At 72.1% G+C, this 20,841-nt stretch carries 9 protein-coding genes; 3 read left to right on the forward strand and 6 right to left on the reverse strand.

Features of this window, described 5'->3' with window-relative positions; all coding sequences use genetic code 11:
• Nucleotides 1-35: 35 nt before the first annotated feature.
• Nucleotides 36-1,028, forward strand: coding sequence for an aldo/keto reductase (locus ACIBQX_RS21605; protein WP_397007106.1), 993 nt, complete (start codon nt 36-38; stop codon nt 1,026-1,028).
• 35 nt (nt 1,029-1,063) lie between these two features.
• Here ACIBQX_RS21605 and ACIBQX_RS21610 read toward each other — a convergent pair whose 3' ends face one another.
• Together ACIBQX_RS21610 and ACIBQX_RS21615 are read right to left on the reverse strand one after the other, a co-directional pair.
• Entirely contained in the window at nt 1,064-1,480 is a 417-nt protein-coding gene (locus ACIBQX_RS21610) for a hypothetical protein (RefSeq protein ID WP_397007108.1), read from the reverse strand.
• A gap of 907 nt (nt 1,481-2,387) precedes the next feature.
• The gene (locus tag ACIBQX_RS21615) at nt 2,388-3,410 is read right to left on the reverse strand and encodes a serine/threonine-protein kinase (RefSeq protein ID WP_397007110.1); all 1,023 of its coding nucleotides are present in this window, start codon (nt 3,408-3,410) and stop codon (nt 2,388-2,390) included.
• A 141-nt stretch (nt 3,411-3,551) separates the two neighbouring features.
• Here ACIBQX_RS21615 and ACIBQX_RS21620 point away from each other — a divergent pair, with 141 nt between their 5' ends.
• The gene (locus ACIBQX_RS21620; protein ID WP_397007112.1) at nt 3,552-4,190 is read left to right on the forward strand and encodes a TetR/AcrR family transcriptional regulator; all 639 of its coding nucleotides are present in this window, start codon (nt 3,552-3,554) and stop codon (nt 4,188-4,190) included.
• 69 nt (nt 4,191-4,259) lie between these two features.
• A complete protein-coding gene (locus tag ACIBQX_RS21625) occupies nt 4,260-5,369 on the forward strand; it encodes an aldo/keto reductase (RefSeq protein WP_397007114.1) in 1,110 nt (369 codons plus the stop codon).
• A 61-nt stretch (nt 5,370-5,430) separates the two neighbouring features.
• Here the strand turns inward: ACIBQX_RS21625 and ACIBQX_RS21630 are convergent, their stop codons facing one another.
• The 4 genes from ACIBQX_RS21630 to ACIBQX_RS21645 all read right to left on the reverse strand — a co-directional run bounded on the left by ACIBQX_RS21630 (nt 5,431) and on the right by ACIBQX_RS21645 (nt 20,821).
• Complete coding sequence (locus ACIBQX_RS21630; RefSeq protein WP_397007116.1) at nt 5,431-6,495, reverse strand: serine hydrolase domain-containing protein; 1,065 nt, start codon at nt 6,493-6,495, stop codon at nt 5,431-5,433.
• Between the two features lie 87 nt (nt 6,496-6,582).
• The gene (locus tag ACIBQX_RS21635) at nt 6,583-8,277 is read right to left on the reverse strand and encodes an ABC transporter ATP-binding protein (protein WP_397007118.1); all 1,695 of its coding nucleotides are present in this window, start codon (nt 8,275-8,277) and stop codon (nt 6,583-6,585) included.
• Nucleotides 8,270-19,000, reverse strand: a complete 10,731-nt coding sequence (locus ACIBQX_RS21640; protein WP_397007120.1) for an amino acid adenylation domain-containing protein — start codon at nt 18,998-19,000, stop codon at nt 8,270-8,272. Before ACIBQX_RS21640 ends, ACIBQX_RS21635 begins: the two co-directional genes overlap by 8 nt.
• A gap of 33 nt (nt 19,001-19,033) precedes the next feature.
• Entirely contained in the window at nt 19,034-20,821 is a 1,788-nt protein-coding gene (locus ACIBQX_RS21645; protein WP_397007122.1) for an ABC transporter ATP-binding protein, read from the reverse strand.
• Between the last annotated feature and the right edge of the window lie 20 nt (nt 20,822-20,841).

Here is a 20,841-nt window from a genome sequence, read left to right on the forward strand (position 1 = left end):
CTAACACCCACAATGGCCGTGAAAAAGGATTTTTCGTGAAATACCGTACGATCGGCAGCGATCCGAAGACCCGCCGCCGCGTCAGCGCACTCAGCCTGGGCGCCATGCTGTTCGGCACCGCCGTCGACGAGGCGACCTCGTTCGCCATCCTGGACCGTTTCGTCGAAGCCGGCGGCAACTTCCTCGACACCGCCAACAACTACGCCTACTGGGTCAACGGCACCCAGGGAGGCGAGAGCGAAGCGCTGCTCGGCCGCTGGCGGCGCAGTCGCGACCTCACGGATGAGATCGTCATCGCCACCAAGCTCGGCGGCCGCCCCACCGCTCCCGCGACCACCCTCAGCCGCGACCTCGAAGGCCTGTCCGCCCCCGTGATCCGCGAATCCTCGGCGCGCAGCAGAGAGCGCCTCGGCGTGGAGAAACTGGACCTTCTGTACGCCCACACGTACGTCGAAGGCTCACAGGTGCCGCTGGAGGAGACCGTCGAGGCCTTCGCTGGCCTGGTCGAGGACGGCGTCGTGGGTCTGCTCGGGGCGAGCAACCACTGGGCGTGGCGGCTGGAGCGAGCCCGGAGCCTGGCGGCCTCGGCGGGGCTGCCCGGGTACGAGGTCCTGCAGTATCACCACACCTACCTGCGCCCGCGCACCGATCTGCCGACGCTGCGCTCCGAGGACGGCAACCTCGGCGTGGTCGGCGGCAACCTGCTCAGCTATCTGCGAGCCGAGCCCGAGCTCACACTCGTCGCCTACTCGCCCTTGCTGGGCGGCGGATACGTACGCGAGGACAAGCCGCTCGACGGCGCGTTCGACCACGCGGGCACCCCTCGGCGGCTCGCGGCGCTGCGGGAGGTGGCGCAGGAGACCGGCGCGACCGTGAACCAGGTGGTGCTCGCCTGGCTCATGGGCGGCGAGATCCCGATGATCCCGCTGGTCGGCGCTTCCTCGGTCGAGCAGCTGGAGGAGAGCCTGGCCGCGGTGGACCTGGAGTTGACGGCGGAACAGCGGGCGAAGCTCGACGCCGCGTACTGAACGCCCCGCCGCTCCGGCGAGCGCCACGAGGGCGGTTACGTGGAGGCGAAGCGTCGCCAGGCGAGGTCCTGCTGCTCGGGTGCGGCGTCGACCTGTTCGGGGCAGTCCAGGCGCAGGTCCCGGTCCCCGAAGGCCGCGTCCAGGTAGTCGCAGTGGTGCGGGTTCACGGAATCCGCGTGGACGCGCGGCCGGAACGAGCGGCAGGTCACGCAGATGCGTTGCGGCGGGATGTCGCCGTTCTGCTGCAACGTGCGAATCAGCTTGACCAGCGCCCGCAGCATGACGACCTGCTCGCGGGAGTCGAGCGTTTCGACGGCACCGCTCAGGAAGTCGGGCCACTCGCTCGCCCGATCCGCCATCGATTCGCCCGCCTCGGTGAGACGCAGCGTCACGGATCGCTTGTTCGCGCCGGGCTCCTTCACCACGAGCCCCTTGTCCACAAGGGTGCTCACCGCGTTGCTCGCGGTCGCGGCCGAGACCCCAGGCGAGCGGCCAGCGCGCCGAGACTCGTCGGCCTCCCGCGCAGCGACTCCAGCGCCTGCGCCTGGGTCGGTGTCACACCAGCCGACCCGGCGCCCTTCCACGCCCGGCTCCTGAGCACCACGCCGTCGGCGCGCTGGAGCGCAAGCAGCTGGTGACGCGCTCGCCGGGCGCGGACGGGCGCCGGCGGCTGCTCACCCTGACCGAGAGCGGCGAGGAGGTCGCGCGCACGCCGACCCGGCCGCACCCCATCACTGCCACCTGCTGCGGACGCCGTTGCCGCTGACGGACCTGCGGACCGACTGCCCCGAGCACCAGCCGGCCACCGCTTGACGCCGCCTGGCACCGCCTGCTCGACGCGAGCCCGGCCACCGCACGCGCCGAGGCCGTGGCGACGCCGCCGGGCGCCTGCTCGATCGACGGCACCTGTACGTGACCTCCCGGGGCCGAGGGAACGGTACCGTTCCGTGGTGCTTGCCATGCGGATGAACGAAGCGGCGGCATCCGCCCTTCAGCCCTTGCTCCAGCCCTTCCCCGTCACTGAGCTCGGCCAGGCTCTCCTCGACAAGTTCGCGGCCGGGCTGACGTACAACGAGGGCGCCTGGGTGTTCGCCGATCACGTCGGCCAGTGGGTGGGGATGCCGGAGTCCGCTTCGGCGGCGATCGCCACGATGGGGTGGCAGGACCTGTCCGGCTATGAGTGGTTCGTCAACGCCTTCCACCTCGAGGATTACGCGCCCGTACAGGTGACGAGCCTTGATGACCGGCCTCTGATCAGCCAGGAGGATCAGGCCGGGCTGCTGAGGCTGGGGCTGGTCGTGGCGGACAGGGTGTTCGGCCTGGTCCGGGCGCTGCCGGAGCCGGTTCCCGTTCGCTGTGTCATCGGGGCGAACGACACCAGTGTCGTGTTCCGCTTCCATCGGATCCGCCCCGGGGACGGCTGGATCGATGACGTGCTGCAGAAGCCGGATGACCCGGACATGATGGTCGTCGTCGACCGCGTTCCCTGAGCCTGAACGCGGGGACCTTGCCGAAGGTGCCGGGCCAGCCGTCGAGGTTCGCCGGACCGTAGGTGACGTCGCCGCCGGGTCCTTCGCCGTCCAGCGTGGTCCGGACATACTGGTCACCTGAGAACACCCAGTACTGTTTCGGGTCGTCCGGCGTCCGCATCACAGCGTCGATGCCGTCGTCCGCCAGGCTCCCGAAGGCGTCCTTCCAGATGACGGCGTTCAGCACGCCGGCGATCTCCGGCCGGGCGAACGGCGAACGGCCGGACAGCAGCACGCACAGGGTGACGCCCAGCGAGAACAGATCGCTCGGCGGCCCCACGGGCCGGCCGCTCAGCCGTTCCGGGGCGATGTACTCGAAGGACCCCACCACCGCGCCGGAAGCGGTCAGCGGATCGGTCCCGCTCAGCGCCGCGATGCCGAAGTCGCAGAGGACCGCTCTGCCGTCGCGGCGCAGCAGGACGTTGCCCGGTTTGACGTCCCTGTGCAGCACGCCGGCCGCGTGCACGGCCTCCAGGGCGGACAGCAGTTGCAGCCCGATCCCGGCGACGGCGGAGGCACTCATCGGGCCGGTCGTGGCGACATGCTCCTGCAGCGAGGGCCCGTCCACGAACTCCATCACCAGCCACAGCCGCCCGTCCTGGTCCACGAGGTCGTAGACGTTGACGACGTTCGGGTGGGACATCCGGGCGACGGTGTGGGCCTCCCGGAGCATCCGGGCCGTCTGCTCGGTGAGTTCCCGGCCGGTGGCCAGGAGATGCATCTCCTTCACGGCGACGGTGCGGTTCAGGAGCCGGTCGGTCGCGCGCCACACGGTCCCCATGCCGCCGCTGCCGAGCCGATCCAGCAGCACGTACCGGTCGGAAAGCGCCCGTGGTCCCCCGTTGTCAGCCACGGGATCAACCTACTGACCCTGCGCCGTCGATACGGAGGATCAGTGATCTGTACTGCCAAATCACCTCAAAGAGCCTGGCCGACGACGAGCGAGGTCGGCCTGACACCATAAAGTCGACCTACGAGGGAAATGGAGGCTTCCATGCGTTCACTGACCAGCAAGGGAGCCGCGACGCGGCAGCGCATTCTCGAGGGCGCGGCCGCGCACATCCGCGAGCACGGCGTGCCCGCCACCACCCTCGACGACGTGCTGGCCAGGACGGCGACGAGCAAGAGCCAGCTGTTCCACTACTTCCCGGGCGGGCGGGAGGAACTGCTGCTGGCCGTGGCCCGCCTGGAAGCCGATCGCGTGCTGGAGGACCAGCAACCCCAGCTCGGCGACCTCACCTCCTGGCCCGCCTGGCAGCTGTGGCGGGACACGGTCGTCGACCGCTATCGCAGGCAGGGCCGCCTGTGCCCGCTCAACTCCGTCATGTCGCAGCTGGGCGACACCACGCCCGGCGCGCAGGCCGTGGTCACCGAGCTGACGCGCCGCTGGCAGGCCGAGATCGCCACCGGCGTACGACACATGCAGGACATCGGCGAGATCGACCCCGGCCTCGACCCCGACCGCACGGCCGCCGCCCTGCTCGCCGGCATCCAGGGCGGCGTGCTGCTCCAGCTGTCCACCGGCCGGACCACGCATCTGGAGGCGGCGCTGGACCTGGGCCTCGCCCACCTGCGCGCCCACAGGCTCACTCCTGCGGTGAAGGACGTTTCTGGACTTGACAGTCCAATTTAGGATGCGCAAGCTGAATGGACCGAAAGGTTCAAACGGCAAGAACGCGCCTCCGAACGGAGTAACACCCTCATGTCTCTCGACCACTACTACCTGCTCGGACGTTCCGGGCTGCGCGTCAGCCGACTGGCGCTCGGCACCATGAACTTCGGCACCGGCGGTTTCCACGCCGCCTACGGCAAGACCGAAGAGGAGGCCCGTCCCATCTTCCACCGCTACCTCGAAGCGGGCGGCAACTTCATCGACACCGCCGACTTCTACACCGCCGGCGAGAGCGAGACCATCCTCGGCAACCTCATCGCGGAAGCCAAGGTGCGCGACCGGGTCGTGCTCACCACCAAGTTCACCAACAGCGTCGACCCCGGAGATCCGAACGCCGGGGGCAACGGCCGCAAGCACATGATCAGAGCGGTCGAGGCCTCGCTGCGCCGCCTGCGCACCGACTACATCGACCTGTTCATGCTGCACACCTGGGACCGGATCACCCCCGTCGAGGAGGTCATGCGGACCTTCGACGACCTCACCAGAGCCGGCAAGATCCGCTACGCGGGCCTGTCCGACGTGCCCAGCTGGTACGCGGCGCGGGCCCAGACCTACGCCGAGGCGCACTCCCTCGTGCCCGCGGTCAGCCTGCAGCTGCCCTACTCCCTCATCGAGCGGGCGATCGAGCTGGAGCACGTCGCGATGGGGCAGAGCCTGGGGCTCGGCATCACCGCGTGGAGCCCGCTCGGCGGCGGCTTCCTCACCGGCAAGTACCGGCAGGCCGACCGAGGCCTGGTCGGGGAGGGCCGGCTCAGCGACGGAGGCTCGGCCGGCCGCTCGTGGACGGACGAGCAGTGGCGGCTTCTGGCGACACTGGAGAGCGTCGCCGGCAGCCTCGGCGTGACGATGGCCCAGGTCGCGGTCAACTGGGTCGCCACCCAGCCCGGAGTCGCCGCCGCGATCATCGGGGCGAGCAGCGTCGCCCAGCTCGACGCCAACCTGACCGCGCTCGACTTCGACCTCCCGGCCGACCTGCGCGCCCGGCTCGACGAGGCAAGCTCGACGCCGCCTCCGTCGGTCTACCGGATGTTCACGCCCGACTATCAGGCCTGGCTGATCAGCCCCGACGTCAAGGTGGCGGACAAGCCAGCCCGATACGCCCCGCCGGTGCGTAACTGGACACATGACAGCAGCGACTGACGGTCCTCATCTCGGCGCGTGTCCGTACGATCAGCCCGTACGGACACGCGCCGTCCCGCGCCTAGCCTGCGGACCCGCAGAACACCTTGGTGGCGATGCCCATCACTTCCGCCGTGGAAGGGTTGCGGGTCGACGGGTTGATCGACAGGGTCAGCGACTTGCCCGAGTCCGAGCGGAACGCGAACGTCAGGTACCCGATCAGCTCGCCGCTGTGGCCCCACACCTTGCCGCACGGCAGCGGGTACGCCTGCAGGCCGAGCCCGTAGCCGAATCCGACCTTGGTGTCGACGGTCGTGCGCATGGCGCGCAGCGAGGCGGCGCTGGTCAGCTTGCCGTCCAGCAGGGCGGACATGAACCGCTCCAGGTCCGCTGTGGTCGAGATCATCTCTCCCGCCGCCCAGTCGAGCGAGGGGTTCATCCGCGTCGCGTCCACCAGGCGGGGCATCGGCTCGTACCCCTTGGCGTGCGGCGACGGCAGGCCCGCCCGATCGCCCGGCACCACCGTGTGACGCAGCCCCAGCGGGCGCAGGATGCGGCGCCTGACCTCTTCGCCGTACGCCCTGCCCGTCACCTTCTCCACCAGCAGCCCGAGCACCACGTAGTTGGTGTTGGAGTAGTGCCACCGGCCGTCGTCGGGGAGCTTCTTGGCGAAGGCCACCTTCAGCAGCTCACGCGGCTGGTACGAACGGAACCGGGCGTCGCCGCGCCACCGGTTGGTCGAATGGCCGGGCTCGCTCATGTAGTCGTACAGATGGCTGCTGTGGTTGAGGAGCGCACGGACGGTGATCTGCTCCCCGCCCGGTACGAGGCCCGGCAGGTGGCGGTCGACGGGGTCGTCGAGCCGCACCTTGCCCTCGTCCACGAGCTGGAGCACCACGGTCGCGACGAACGTCTTGGTGACGCTGCCGATCCGGAAGTGCCCGCCGGGCGAGGGCCGCCCGCCGCGCTTGACGTCGCGCACCCCCACGGCGCCGGACCAGGTACGTTTTCCGTCGCTGACCCGCGCCAGAGCGGCCGTCGCCGCGTCGCCCGCCACGATCTTCTCCAGCTCGGGGCGCACGCCCGGCCCCTGGCCGCCCGTCGCGACGGCCGCCGCCACCAGCACGTTCATCATCGTCTGCATCATGGGCGCAACGCTATGGAAGGCCGCCCGGTCGGCAGAATGCGGCGCCCCACCCACTTGCCCTGCGGAAAACCTCAGGTCAGGAAGCGGTCACCGGGCCACGGCCAGGCAGTAGTTCTCGTCGGCGGTGAGGAGGTTGCGGTGGGTGTCCTCGGCGGTGATGACGCCGTCGTCCAGGACGAGGACCCGGTCGGCGGCGTCCAGGAGGGCCGGGCTGCTGGTGAGCACCACGGTGGTGCGGCCCCGGCGCAGTTCGGCGATGTTGCGCGCGATGAGCTGCTCGGTGACCGCGTCGACGGACGTCGTCGGGTCGTGCAGGACCAGGATGTCGGTGTCGGCGGCCAGGGCGCGGGCCAGGGACAGCCGTTGGCGCTGCCCGCCGGAGAGGTTCGCGCCACGGTCGCGGACGCCGTGGTCGAGCCCTTCGCGATGGAGGGCGACGACGTCGGTCAGCATGGACGCCTCGACGGCCTCGGGGACCGTGCGGCTGACGCCCGCGGGGTCGATGTTCGTGCGGAGGGTGCCCGCGAAGATCTCCCCGTCGTACGGGTTCACCAGCATGTGCTCGCGGACCGCCTCGATCGACAGGTCCGCCAGCTCCCGCCCGCTGACCCGGACGACACCGTCGTAGGCGTCGGGCGGCACGTGCACGGCGAGGATCGAGGCGAGGTCGGCCGCCGCGCGCGGCTGGTAGGCGGTGATGGCCACGAACTCGCCGGCGGACACGTGGAACTTCAGCTCGCGCAGGGTCCCGTACCGGACGCCGTCCACCTCCAGGTCGCCGCCGGGGGCCGGGCGCTCCTCCCCCGGGGTCATCACCGGCGGCGCGGCCAGCACCAGCGCCATCCGCTCGGCCGACGCGCGCGCGATCATCACGTACTTGGGCATCTCGGAGAACAGCCGGAGCGGTTCCATGATGAACTGCGCCAGCCCCACGGCCATGACGAGCTCCCCGATGGTGATCTGGCCGTTGAACGCCTGCCAGCCCGCCGTCAGGGTCACGGCGGCGGCGAGGATCGCGTTCAGGGCCAGCGCGGTGCCCGCGTACGCGCCGTTCACCCTGGCGACGGTGATCGCCTGGGTCTTCGCCTCCGTGCTGACCTTCCGGTAGGACAGGAAGGCCGCGTGGTTGCCGCCGAAGCCGTGCAGCGGGCGCAGGCCGCTGATCAGGTCGGCGACCTTGGCGCCCGCCCGCGCCACCCGGGCCTGCTGTTCGCCGGTGCTGGCGCCGATCCGCCGGGACATCACGCTCAGGATCGTCAGGATCGCGGTCGTGCCCACGATCACCAGGAGGCCGAGCTGGACGCTGGCCAGGCCCAGCGCCACCGCCGTGATCAGCACCGCGACGAGTGAGCTGACCAGCAGCGGCACCACCTCGATGATGTCGGCGGTCTGGTCGGCGTCCTCGGTGGCGATGGTCAGGACCTCGCCGGACTTGAGGTCGACGTTCCTGGCCACCGGCTGGAGTCCGCAGGCCGCGACCAGCACCCGCCAGCGGTGCGCCTCGGTCGTGTTGGCCTTCTGCAGGATCCGCATCCCGAACCGCCACGACAGCGACACAGTCGTGATGATCACCGCCAGCGCGGCGATGGACAGGCCGAGCGAGCCGAGGCTGCGGTCCGCCAGCGTGTGCTCGACGATCAGGCCGAGCGCGATGGGGAAGGCCGTCTCCCCCGCCTGGTACATGCCCATGAGGGCGGTGCCCCCGGCCATGGGGCCCGCGTTGCGCCGCAGTGCGGTCCAGAGGATGTCGGACCCCCTACGGGGCCGCCGCTCGTCAGTCATCGAGGTGCCGGGCAATCGCTTCCGGGGTGCGCAGGGTGAACAGGTCGCGGACGGTGATCCTGGGACCGTACTCGCGGCGGAGCAGCCCGATCAGCCGCACCGCCAGCATGGAGTGTCCCCCGAGGGACATGAAGTCGCTCACCGCGCTCACCTCGTCATCATCCAGGTCCAGCGCCTCGGCGAAGAACTCGCACACCACGGTCTCGGTCTCGGTCGCCGGGCCGCGCTCGCCCGCCGTGGTCAGCGCGCCCAGCGGCTTGGCCTCCGGCAGCGCCTCGGTGTCCGCCTTCCCGTTCACGGTCAGCGGGATGGTGTCGACCTGGGCGTAGTGCGTGGGGCGTAGGTAGTCCGGCAGCCCCGTGCCCACCTCGGTGGCGACCGTCGCCAGGTCGGAGCCGTCCAGCACGAGGTACGCGGCCAGCCGGTACGCCCCGTCGACCTGCGGGTCCGGCTGGGCGACCGCGGCGGCGAACCGGACCGCCGGGTGCGCCGCGAACACGGCCTCGACCTCGCCCAGCTCGACCCGGTGGCCCCGGATCTTGACCTGCTGGTCGGTGCGGCCCAGGTACATCAGGTTCGCGTCGGGCCGCCGGATCACCAGGTCCCCGGTGCGGTACATGCGCTCGCCCGGTTCGCCGAACGGGCACGCGACGAACCGGTGCGCGGTCTGGGCGGGCTGCCCGAGGTAGCCGCGCGCGATGCCGACACCCGACACGTACAGCTCGCCGGGCACCCCGTCCGGCACCGGCCGCAGCCACGGGTCCAGCACGTACACGTCGGTGTTGTCGATCGCCACGCCCACCACCGGATCCTCGCACTCGAAGGTGCCGACGCCGAGGGTGTTGATGGTGTACTCGGTGGGTCCGTACAGGTTGTAGCCGACCGTCCCCTCGGTCTCGGTGAGCCGCTGCCACAACGTCGGGGTGACCGCCTCACCGCCCAGCAGCACCAGCGCGGGCCGCCGCGCGGGGTCGTCGAGCAGCCCCTCGGCGACCAGCTGCTGCGCGTACGTGGGGGTCACGTTGATGACGTCGATCCCGTGCTCAAGGCAGTACTCGACCAGCCGGGGCGCGTCGCGGCGCAGCTCCTCGTCGCAGATGTGCACCTCGTGGCCGTCGGCCAGCCACAGCAGCTCCTCCCACGACATGTCGAACGCGAACGACACGGTGTGCGCGATCCGGAAGACCCGGTGGTCGTGCTCCGCCAGCACCGGCTCGAAGATCCGGCGCTGGTGGTTGATCAGCATGTTGGTGAGCCCGGCGTACTCGGTCACCACGCCCTTGGGCTTCCCCGTCGAGCCGGAGGTGTAGATCGTGTACGCGGGGTGGCGCAGCCGGTCCGGGTCGTCCGGCGCGAACGTCACGAACGGCTCGGCCTCCGGCAGCGGGCGATCCAGCTCGATCAGGTCGCCGCTCAGCCGGGGAGAGACGGCGCTCACGGTGAGGATCACGTCCGGCCGGGCGTCCGCGACGATCGCGGCGATCCGCTCGTCCGGGTGGTCCAGCTCCAGCGGCACGTACGCGGCGCCGACGCGCAGCACCGCGAACAGCGCCACGATCGAGTCGAGCGAACGCGGGATCGCCAGCCCCACGGTCGTCTCCGGGCCGATGCCGCGCCGGGCGAGCACCCCCGCGACCGCGCGACTGCGCTCCCGGAGCTGGGCGAACGTCATGGTCCGGCCGTGGGCGACGAGCGCCACCCGCTCCGGGCCCCGCTCGGCCGCCTGGTCGAACCGGTCGACCACGGTGTCCGTGCCCACCTCCGTGCGCTCGCCCGGCTCGGGCTCCGGCCCCAGCCCGCGCAGCGCGCCCACCGGCCCGGTCGAGCGGGCCAGGTCGTCGAGCACGCGCAGGTAGTCGTCCAGGAGCCGGCGGGCGCCGTCGGTGTCGTCGTCGCGGTACTCCAGCTTGACGGTGAGCCGGTCGCCGGGCGTCACGACCCAGGTGAACGGGTAGTGCGTGGAGTCGTCGGCCCGCACCGACGTGATGCCGTGCCTGCTGTTCATCTCGGCGAACGCGTCCATGTCCAGGAAGTTCTGCAGCACGAACAGGTTGTCGAACAGGGTGTCGTGCCCGCTGGCCCGCTGGATCTCGCCGAGCCCCAGGTGCTCGTGCTCCATCGCGGCGACCCTGGCCGCCTGCACGGCCGACAGATACTCGCGTACGGTGTCGTCCGGCCGTGCCCGGGTCCACATGGGCACGGTGTTGAGCAGCACGCCGACGATGTCCGCCAGCCCTTCGCCCTCCCGGCCGGAGACGGTCACGCCGAACACCGCGTCACTCCGGCCCGTGTGCGCGCCCAGCAGCAGACCGAACGCGCCGGTCAGCACCGAGTTCAGGGTGACGCCGTGCGCCTTGGCCGCCTCCCGCAGCAGCTCCGACCGCCCGGCGGAGAGCGTGTGCACGAGCGTGCGCGGCAGCGCGTCGGTGAGCGACGGTGCCGGCCCGGCGAGCAGCGTCGGCCCTGGAAGGCCGGTCAGGTGCTCCGCCCAGAAGCGCTCGGACGCGGCGAAGTCCTTGGCGTCGAGCGCGCGGGCGTAGTCCTCGAAGCTCGGCGTGGCCGGGACCGGATCCAGCGGCTCGCCCGCGACGGCGGCCTCATAGGCGTCGAACAAATCCCGCAGCACGATCTCGCGCGACCAGCCGTCCCACAGCAGCAGGTGGTAGCTGAGCAGCAGGCCGTCGCGGCCGCCGGGCAGCCGCACCACGGTCAACCGGATGAGCGGCGGCTCGTCCGGGTCGAAGCCCGTGTCACGGTCCCGGGCGCGCAGAGCCTCGACCTCAGCGTCCGCCCTCGCGTCCGCCTCAGCGTCAGTCCTCCCGTCCGTCCCCGTCGACAGCTCGACCGTACGGACCTCGACGCGCCGGCCCGCCCCGAGGACCTGCACCGGGCTTCCGTCGGCGTCGGTGGCGAACCCGGCGCCTGCGACCGGGTGCCGGGCGATCACGTACGCCATCGCCTCGGCCAGGGAGTCGGTGTCCAGACGGCGGTCGAAGGTGAAGTAGCTCTGCGCGACGTAGTGTCCGGCCGAGCCTGCCAGCTGGGCCTGGAAGAACAGGCCCTTCTGGAGCGGGGTCACCGGCGCCGTCCGCTCGGCGGTCGAGGCGGCGTCCGCGATCTGCTCCAGGGCGCGCCGCCAGTGCTCGGTGAGCTCGTCCGGGACGCCCTCGGCGAGGGTGAAGGTCGCGCGCAGGCTTCCGGCGTCGATCCACGCGTTGACCTCGACGGCGTATGGGCGGCCCGGATCGCCGCCGGTGACGTTCACGGCCTGGGATTCGCTGCCCCGGCCGAGGTAGTTGAACAGCACCTGCGGGCGCACGTTCAGTAGGGGGGCCGTCTGCGGGTTGAGGTACCTGAGCCGGCCGTAGGCGACGTGCCCGCGCTCGTCCGGCTGGCGCTCGGCGACCTCGCGCGCCGCCGCGACGGGATCGGTGTGCGCCGTGAGCCGTACGGGCGCGATGGCGGTGAACCAGCCGACCGTGCGGGTGTAGTCGTGCTGTTCGAGCACCGGGACCCGGCCGTGGCGCTCCAGTTCGACGGCGAGATCGGTGGGCGACGGCTGGATATGCGTCAACGCGGCCCGCAGCGCGCCGCACAGCAGCTCGGTGAGGCCGACGCCGAGCGCGGTGGGCGCGGTACGGGTCACGCGGGCGGTCACGTCGGCCCCGACCTCCACCATGATCTCGCGCACCGCGACTTCACGCGCCGCGCTCTCGCGCGCCGATGTGTCGCGCGGCTCTTCCAGCGTCGGCAGCAGCGCGGGGGCGTCGAGTGTGGTGATCCAGTGCTCCAGGTCGTCGATCTCCTGGGCGGATCGGGTGGCCAGCGCTTCGGCGTAGTCGGCGTACGACGTGGTCGGTGGCGCCAGGGGCACTCCGCGCAGGGCGGCGGCCAGGTCGTCCAGCAGGATCAGCCAGGACACCGCGTCGACGGCGAGGTGGTGCGCGGTGATCACCAGGGTCCGGCTCGCCGCCAGCCACGAGAACGCGATCATCTCCCCGGCCTCGGGATCGAGCCGTCCGGCGGCCTCGTTCGCCGCCGTCGTCGCGTCGGCCGCGTCCGAGCGGACGACGGTGACCTCGCGGGCGGGTTCGGTGCGCAGCGCCCACACCCCGTGCTCGACGCGCAGCCGCAGCCGCAGGGCCGGGTGTGCGGCGACGACGGCGTTCGCGGCGCGCTCGGCGTCGGCGAACCCGGTGCCCTCGGCCGCCACCAGCGTCCTGGCCTGGGCGAACCGGGCGAGAGAGCCGCCCAGCTCCCGCTGCCGCAAGATGATCGGCGTCGGGGGCAGGGGACCGTCCTCGCGGCGGACGGGCGTCGGGCCGTCCTCCCGGCGGGCGGGCGTGGCCGCCTGATCCAGCGCGGCGTGCGTTCCCAGGTGCTGGGCGAGCGCGCGCGGCGTCCTGTGCAGGAACACGTCGCGCGGGGCGAGCGGCAGGCCGAGCGACCTGGCCCGGTTGACCACGGTGATGGCGACGATGCTGTCGCCCCCGGCCCTGAAGAAGTCGGTGTCGCCATCGGCGTCGGAGCCGGGCAGCGTCTCGGCGAAGATGCCGACCAGCGCGGCGAGCGTGGTCGCCGCCGGGGTGTCGTCCTGGGCGGCGCGGTCGGTCAGGGCCTTGCGGTCGAGCTTGCCGTTGACCGTCAGCGGCAGGGCGTCGACCGGCAGCACCCGGCCGGGCACCATGTGCGCGGGCAGCTTCGCCGACAGCCGGTCGGCGAAGTCGCCGGGCACCCGGCCCACGACGTGCGCGACCAGGTGATCCCCACCGTCGGCCACGCCGCCCGCCACAGTGACAGCCACGGTGACGGCCACGTCGACCACGCCGTCGAGCTCCCTGATCGCGGCCTCCACCTCGCCGAGCTCGATGCGGAACCCCTTGAGCTGCACCTGGTCGTCGGCGCGGCCGGCGAACTCCAGCTCGCCGGCGAGCGTGCGGCGGGCCAGGTCGCCCGTGTGGTACATACGGGAGCCGTCGCCCGCGAACGGGTTCGCCACGAACCGGCTCGCGGTGAGCCCGGCTCGGCCCAGGTAGCCGAGCGACACCTGGTCGCCGGCGACGTAGATGGCGCCCACCCGGCCGGGCGGCACCGGCCGGAGCCGGTCGTCGAGCAGATAGGTGGCCAGGCCGGGGATCGGGCCGCCGATCGGGCTGACGTCGTCGCCGGAGGCGAAGTCCGCGCCGGTCAGCACCCGGTGCGTGACGTGGACGGTGGTCTCGGTGATGCCGTACATGTTGACCAGCTCGGGCGAGCCGGTGCCGTGCCGCTCGACCCAGCCGCGCAGCCGCCCGAGGTCCAGCGCCTCGCCGCCGAAGATGATCCGGCGCAGCGAGGTGACCGGCTCGCCGGCGTGCCGGTCGGCCTCGATGAACTGGTAGAACGCCGACGGGGTCTGGTTGAGCACGGTCACTCCGCGCTCGCGGACCAGCCGGTGGAAGTCGACCGGGGACCGGGTCAGCCCGTACTCCGGCACCAGCAGCTCACCGCCGTACGCCAGCGCGCCCCACAGCTCCCACACCGCGAAGTCGAAGGAGTAGGAGTGGAACTGGACCCACACGTCTTGTGGGCCGAAGTCCATGTCCGGCTGGGTGTTCGCGAGCAGGGACACCACGCTGGAGTGCGGGACGACGACCCCCTTGGGCCGGCCTGTCGATCCGGAGGTGTAGATCACGTACGCCGGGTCGTGCGGGCCGGCCTCGGGCGCGATGCTGTCCATCGGCAGCTCGCGCCCCTGCGGCTCGTCTCCCTGCAGCACGTCCCCCTGCAGCTGCTCTCCCTGCGGCTCGTCCCCCTGCACGAGCACGCGGGCGGCCACGCCCGCCCTGGCCGCCAGCTCGGTGAAGCGGTCCCGCTGGTCCCGGTCCACGAGCACGACCTGCGGGGCGGCGTCGGCGAGGATGTACGCCAGCCGCTCGTCCGGGTACGCCAGATCCAGCGGCACGTACGCGCCACCCGCGCTGACGATCGCGACCAGGGCGACGACCTGCTCCAGCGAGCGCGGGACGGCGACGGCGACCCGCCGGCCGGGTCCGACCCCGGCCGCGCGCAGCGCCGAGGCGAGCTCGTCCTTGGCGCCCGCAAGTTCGCCGTAGGTCAGTGACCGGCCGCCGCCGTCGAGACCGCACTGGGTGACGGCGGTGGCGGCCGGGTCGCGCTTCGCGGCGGCGTCGAACAGGTTGCCCAGGGTCGTCGGGATGACCCGCGCGGGGCGTCGACCGCCGCCGGGCAGCAGGTCGGGCCGCAGGTCGCCGACCAGGTCGTCCGGCCGGGTGAGCAGGCCGGTCAGGATCCGGTCGAAGGTGCGCAGGATCGCCCGGGCGCTCGTCTCCCGCAGCAGCTCGCTGTCGTAGATCAGGTTGAAGCGCGGGCGGCCGTCGAGCGCGCGCTCCACCACCAGCGTCAGCGGGTAGTGCGGAGCGCCCTCGTTCACGATCCCGGTGATGACGAGCTCGTCGCCGGGCCCGCGCAGGGCGGCGACATCGGTCGCGACGTCGAACACCACCAGCGTGTCGAACAGCGGGCCGCTGCCGGTCAGGCGGCCGATCCTGGTCAGCGAGACGTGCTGGTGCGGCAGCACCGCGCTCTGGTGCTCCCGCACCGAGGCGAGCAGCTCACGCGCCGTCGTGGTCGCGGCCCATCGGGCGCGTACGGGGATCGTGTTGATGAGCAGGCCCACCATGTCCTCGATGCCGGGCACGTCCGCGTCCCGCCCGGACACGGTCGAACCGAACACCACGTCGTCACCGTGCACGAGGCCGCCCAGCGTCACCGCCCACGCGCTGTGCACCGCGACGCTCAGCGGCACGCCCGCCGCCCGGACGGCGGCGTCGATGTCGATGTCGTCGTCCGGCTGCACGGCGGTGTCGGCGAACCGGTCGGAGGGGGTGTGCCCCTCGGCGACCAGCGAGGGGCCGGGCAGACCGGCGAGCTGGTCGCGCCACACCCGGTCGCTCTCGGCCTCGTCGCGCCCGGCGAGCCGCCGCACGTAGTCGGGGAAGCCGCCGCGTGGGTACGCGGTCCCCGGCGCGTGGTACTCGGTCAGCAGCGCGCGCAGCATCGGGGGCACCGACCAGCCGTCGGCGATGATGTGGTGCACGGTCTGCACCAGGACGTTCCGGTCGCCCGCGCGGATGAGCGTGTACCTCATCAGCGGGCCGGTGGCCAGGTCGAACCCGGCGCGGCGGTCCCGCTCGGCGTGGTCGCGGATCTCCTCGTCGGTGATGCCGGGGCGGTCCAGCGTGGTGAAGGGCGCCGCCACCCCGCTCTCCAGCACCGAGACCACGCGGCCGTCGGCGAGTGCCACGAACCGCGCGGCCAGGTTCGGGTACAGCGTGAGCAACCGGGTGGCCGCCGCCGCGAGCCGGTCGGCGTCCACCTCGCCGTCCAGCGTCAGCAGCTGCTGCTCGACGTAGCTGCCGGCCGAGTCGTCGTCGAAGACCGAGTGGAAGTACAGGCCCTCCTGCAACGGGGTCAGCGGCAGGATGTCCCGCAGCGCCGGGCCGTCCAGGGCGTCGACGTCGGCCTGGGTGAGGGACACCGCGCCGAAGTCGCTGGGTGAGTGCCCGCCCTGGTCGAGCGCGGCCAGCCCGGTCAGGGCCGTGCGGAAGTACGCGCTGATCGTCGCGATGTCCTCGTCGGTGAACACCCCGGCCGGCCACGAGACGGTGGTGACCAGCTCGTACTCGCCGGTCGGGCCGGGCTCGGCGATGGCGTTGAACTCCAGGGCGCGCGGCAGGCGCATCCTCGGGTCGCGCTTCTCGCCCAGCTGCCCGGTGGCGCCCGCGAGCTGCCAGTCCCCGGCCCCGCCCGCGTCGAAACGGCCCAGGTAGTTGAAGAGCACCTGCGGCGCTGACGTGTCGAACTCGACGCCCGCCAGGTAGCGCAGGGCGCCGTAGGAGACGCCGTTGCCCGGCACCCGGGCGAGGTCTTCCTTGACCGCCTTGAGCGCGGCGGTCAGGTACTCGGGGGCGGTGGGGTCGGCCGCCGCGCCGGGGTCCACGATGACCGGGAACAGTGTGGTGAACCAGCCCACGGTCCGCGACAGCTCCGGCTCGAAGCCGGCGGCGCCCGCCACGAACCGTCCTTCGCGGCCGTGGCCTTCGAGCTCGATGTGCGCGAACGTCTGATCCTGCCCGAGGTCGCGCCGCCACCGGGCGAGGGCGACGGCGAGCGCGGTCAGCAGCACGTCGTTGACGCCCGCGTGGAACCGCGCGGGAACCTCTCCCAGCAGCGCCGCCGTGACCTCGGGGTCGACCGGGACGGCCCGCACCCTCTCGGACGCGACGGTGTCGGCTTCGGACAGCGGACGCCTGCCCACCGGGCCGTCCGGCCCCGGCAGGGGACGCTGGAAGTAGCCGGGGTCCGCGTCGAGCGCCGCGCGTTCCAGCACCTGCGTCCAGCGCCGGAACGACGTGCCCACCGGGGGCAGCTCGATCGGTGTGCCCGAGGTGAGCTGCCGCCACGCCGTGGCCAGGTCGTCCATCAGGACCCGCCAGGACACGCCGTCGATCACCACGTGGTGGGCGACCAGGACCAGTTGCCGCGCCTCGCGCCGCCAGACGGCACGCAGCATCACGCCGCGGTCCGGGTCCAGCGCGTCGGTGGCGAGCGCGACGCACTCGCCGAGCGGCCGGTCGCTCTCCTGCCATCCTGCGACGGCCTGGTCCGGCTCCGGGATGTCGAAGCTCCAGCGGTCGCCGCGCACCAGCTTGGCGCGGAGCATGTCATGCCGCCTGACCAGGGCGGCGAGGATGTCGTCGAGGGCGTCGGCGGTCAGGCCGGCCGGGGTGTTCAGCACCACCGACTGCACGAAGCCGTCGATCGCGTCCGTGGTCTCGCCGAGCCAGCGCACGATGGGCGACCCGGCGACGGAGCCGGTCGCGACATTTCCGTGGTCCACGGTGGAGACGTCGTCACGGCTCGCCACCGCCGCCAGCGCGCCCACGGTGCTGTGGGTGAAGATCTGCGTCGCCGTGACGTAGAGGCCGGCGTCCCGCAGCGCGCTCAACAGTGAGATCGCCAGGATGCTGTCGCCGCCGAGCGCGAAGAAGTCCTGGTCGACACCGACCTCGGCCCGCCGCAGCACCGACGCGACCGCCGCGCACACCACGCGCTCGTTCTCGGTGGCGGGCGGGACGAGCGAGGTCTCGATCACCGGCTCCGGCAGCGCGCGCCGGTCCAGCTTGCCGTTCGCGGTGAGGGGGAACTCCCGCATCACGACGAGATGCGCGGGCACCATGTACTCGACCATGTGCTCGGCGGCCCACGCCCTGACCTCGTCCGCCCGCAGGTCCTCGCTGCCGGCCGCCGGGATGACGTACCCCACCAGGTAGGTGCCGCCGGCCGCGTTCTTCTTCGCGACGACGCAGGTGTGCCGTACCCGGGGGTGCTCGGCGAGCCCGATCTCGACGTCCTCGATCTCCAGCCGCATGCCGCGGATCTTGATCTGGTTGTCGGCCCGGCCGAGGAAGTCCAGCGACCCGTCCGGGGCGAACCGGGCGAGGTCACCGGTCCGGTACAGCCGGGAGCCGTCCGTGGCGAAGGGGTTCGCCACGAACTGGGACGCCGTCAGGCCGGGCGCGTTGACGTACCCGCGGCCCAGCAGGAACCCGCCCGCGTACAGCTCGCCACCGACGCCGACCGGGACCGGGCGCAGCTTCTCGTCCAGTACGTACAGCTGTGTGTTGGGGTTGGCCTTGCCGATCGACGTGGACAGGCGTTCGGCCGCGCCCCGGTAGATGACGTGGGAGACGCCGATCGTCGTCTCGGCCGGGCCGTAGCCGTGGTACATGGGAATGTCGAGCCGGGTGCGGAACCGCTCGTACAGCTCGGGGGTCAGCACCTCGCCGCCGCACCACACGTGCCGCAGGCTGTCCAGCCGCCCGGAGTCGCCGGCGATCTCCAGCAGCACGTCCAGCATGGACGACACCAGGTAGGTGAAGGTGACGCGCTGCTCGGCGATCACGCTCAGCAGGTGGTGCGGGTCGCGCTCGCCGCCGGGCCGCAGAATCACCAGCCTGCCGCCGCGCACCAGCGGCAGGAAGATCTCGTTGATGGAGATGTCGAACGACAGCGGCGCCTTGAACAGCGACGCGTCGTCGTGGCCGAAGCCCAGGATCTCCTGGCTCTGCCACAGCAGGCGCTCGCTGATCGCCTCATGCCGGATCATCGCGCCCTTGGGCCGCCCGGTCGAGCCGGACGTGAAGATCACATACGCCAGGGCGGGGCCGGGGATGGCGACCTCGGCCGGCTCGGTGGGGTACGCACCGAAGCGCCAGTCGCCGAGGTCGACGGCCACGGCTTCCGGCTCACCCGCAGGGGGCTCGCCGGAGTCGTTGAGCTGCAGCACGACGCGGGCGTCGTCGATGACGACCGCGCGCCGGGCGGCGGGCCACTGCGGGTCGAGCGGCACGAACGCGCCCCCGGCCTGGAGCACGCCCAGCAGGCCGATCACCATCTCGGCGGAGCGGCCCAGCGAGATGCCGACGACCTGTTCTGCGGTGAGCCCGCGGTCGATCAGGTGGTGGGCCAACTGGTTGGACAGCTCGGCCGCTTCCCGGTAGGTCAGCGACCGATGCTCGTCAACGATGGCGACGGCGTCCGGCCTGGCCCGAGCCTGCTCGTGAAACATCTCCACGATGGTCGGGCGGACCCTGTCGACATGGGTGTCGTTCCACTCGGCCAGGGTCGCAAGGCGCTCCGCCACGCTGGATTCCGTCATCGAAGCCGTCCCTTCCACACATAAGTCAGTTTTCTAACTGCCTTCTTGCCAGGCACGCCACAACCGCGCGTACCGGCCTCCCAGAGCGACCAGCTCCTCGTGGGTGCCCTGCTCCACAACACGTCCCGCGTCGAGCACGGCGATGCGGTCCGCCACCATCGCCTGCGTCAGCCGGTGCGCCACGAACAGCGTGGTGCGGCCCTGGCACGCGGCCGACACGGCTCGGTCCAGCTCGGCCGCGCCCTGGCTGCCCGCCTCCGCGGTCGACTCGTCCAGCACCACCACCGGCGCCCTGCCCAGGACCAGCCGGGCCAGGGCGAGCTGGGCGACCTTGGTGCCGTCCAGGCGCTCACCGCCCTCGCCGACCACGGTCTCCAGGCCGTCGGGCAGCGCCGTCACCCACGCGTCGGCGCCGACCGTGCGCAGCGCGGCGATCAGCTCGGCATCGGTCGCCGTCGGCGCGGCCAGCCGCAGGTCCTCGGCGAGCGCGCCGGAGAAGACATGCGTCTCCTGCGTCAGGATGCTCACCAGAGCCCGCGCTTCGGCCTCGTTCAGCTCGGCCAGATCGGTCGATCCGATGCGCACCGACCCGGCCTGCGGGGTCCCGATGCCCGCGATCAGCGCCGCCAGCGTCGTCTTGCCCGCGCCCGTCGCCCCCACCAGCGCGAGCGATCCGCCCGCCGGGATCATCAGGTCGACGTCCAGCAGGACCGGCCGCTCGGACTCGGGATAGCTGAACGTCAGCCCAGCGACCGTCACCGGGTACGCCTCGGCGTCCGGCCGCGCGACGGCCGCATCGCCCACCAGCTGTTCGTCCGGGGCCTCGCTCAGGACCCCGACCAGCCGGGTCAGGCTCGCGCCCGACTTCTGCGCCTCGTCGAAGGTGAACATGATGGCGCCCAGGGGGGTGAACAGCCTGTGGAACAGCAGCGGAGCCACCGCCGCCTCGCCCAGGGTGGCCGCGCCGGCCTCCAGCAGGACGTATCCCACCACGATGATCAGGACCAGTCCGATGAACTCGGCGCGGTTCTCCCGGCCGACGAACCGGCCGAAGAACCGGAACACCTCGACGCCGAGATCGCGCACCCGCCACGACTCGCTGGTGACCTTCTCCCGGAAGGCGCCCTCCAGGCGGTAGGCCCGGACGGTGCCGATCCCGTTCAGACCGCTGATCAACGCCTGCGCGCGTTCGGCCTGGGCCTGCCGCTGCTGCTGGTAGAGCGGCGCGGACCTGGGCAGATACCAGCGCAGGGCCAGCGCGTACGCGGGCAGTGCGCCGGCGCCCGCCAGGCCGAGCCGCCAGTCCAGCCCGAACATGCCGGCCGTGGCGATGACGACGAGCACCCCCGACGAGAACACCGTGGGGATGGCCGCCCGGATGCCCTTGGACACCACGGCCACATCGTCACCGACCCGGGACAGCACGTCCCCCCGGCCGACCTGCTCGATCCGCGCGCTCGGCATGCCGAGCACCGCCCGGACGGCGCCCTCCCGCAGCCGCGCGAGCAGCTCCGCGCCCAGCCGTCCGATCAGGTACGTGGACGCCGCCGTGGCCCCCGCGCCGAGCAGCGCGGCGGCCACCAGCAGCACCCCGATCGTGACCAGGATCGACTGCGGCTCGCCCGCGACCACCCCGTCGACCACCTGGCCGAGCAGGAACACCGGCAACACCTGGAGCGCCGCCCCCGCCACCGTCGTGAGGACGGTGGCGAGCGTCAACCCCGGCACCTCGCGGCAGTGCGCGGCGACCCATCGGGTGGCTTCGCCTCCGGTCGCGGTGCGCAGGATGGCCGAGGTGACGCGCGTGTCGGTGGTGCTCACACCTGTGCTCACACCTGGGA

The organism is Nonomuraea sp. NPDC049714 (genome assembly GCF_044465295.1).
Taxonomy (GTDB): domain Bacteria; phylum Actinomycetota; class Actinomycetes; order Streptosporangiales; family Streptosporangiaceae; genus Nonomuraea.

What these genes read in the sequence shown, in the direction of transcription:
- ACIBQX_RS21630 (WP_397007116.1), bottom strand. Translation starts at nt 6,495, where the DNA reads ATGATGCAGACGATGATGAACGTGCTGGTGGCGGCGGCCGTCGCGACG.
- ACIBQX_RS21640 (WP_397007120.1), bottom strand. Translation starts at nt 19,000, where the DNA reads ATGACGGAATCCAGCGTGGCGGAGCGCCTTGCGACCCTGGCCGAGTGG.
- ACIBQX_RS21635 (WP_397007118.1), bottom strand. Translation starts at nt 8,277, where the DNA reads ATGACTGACGAGCGGCGGCCCCGTAGGGGGTCCGACATCCTCTGGACC.
- ACIBQX_RS21625 (WP_397007114.1), top strand. Translation starts at nt 4,260, where the DNA reads ATGTCTCTCGACCACTACTACCTGCTCGGACGTTCCGGGCTGCGCGTC.
- ACIBQX_RS21620 (WP_397007112.1), top strand. Translation starts at nt 3,552, where the DNA reads ATGCGTTCACTGACCAGCAAGGGAGCCGCGACGCGGCAGCGCATTCTC.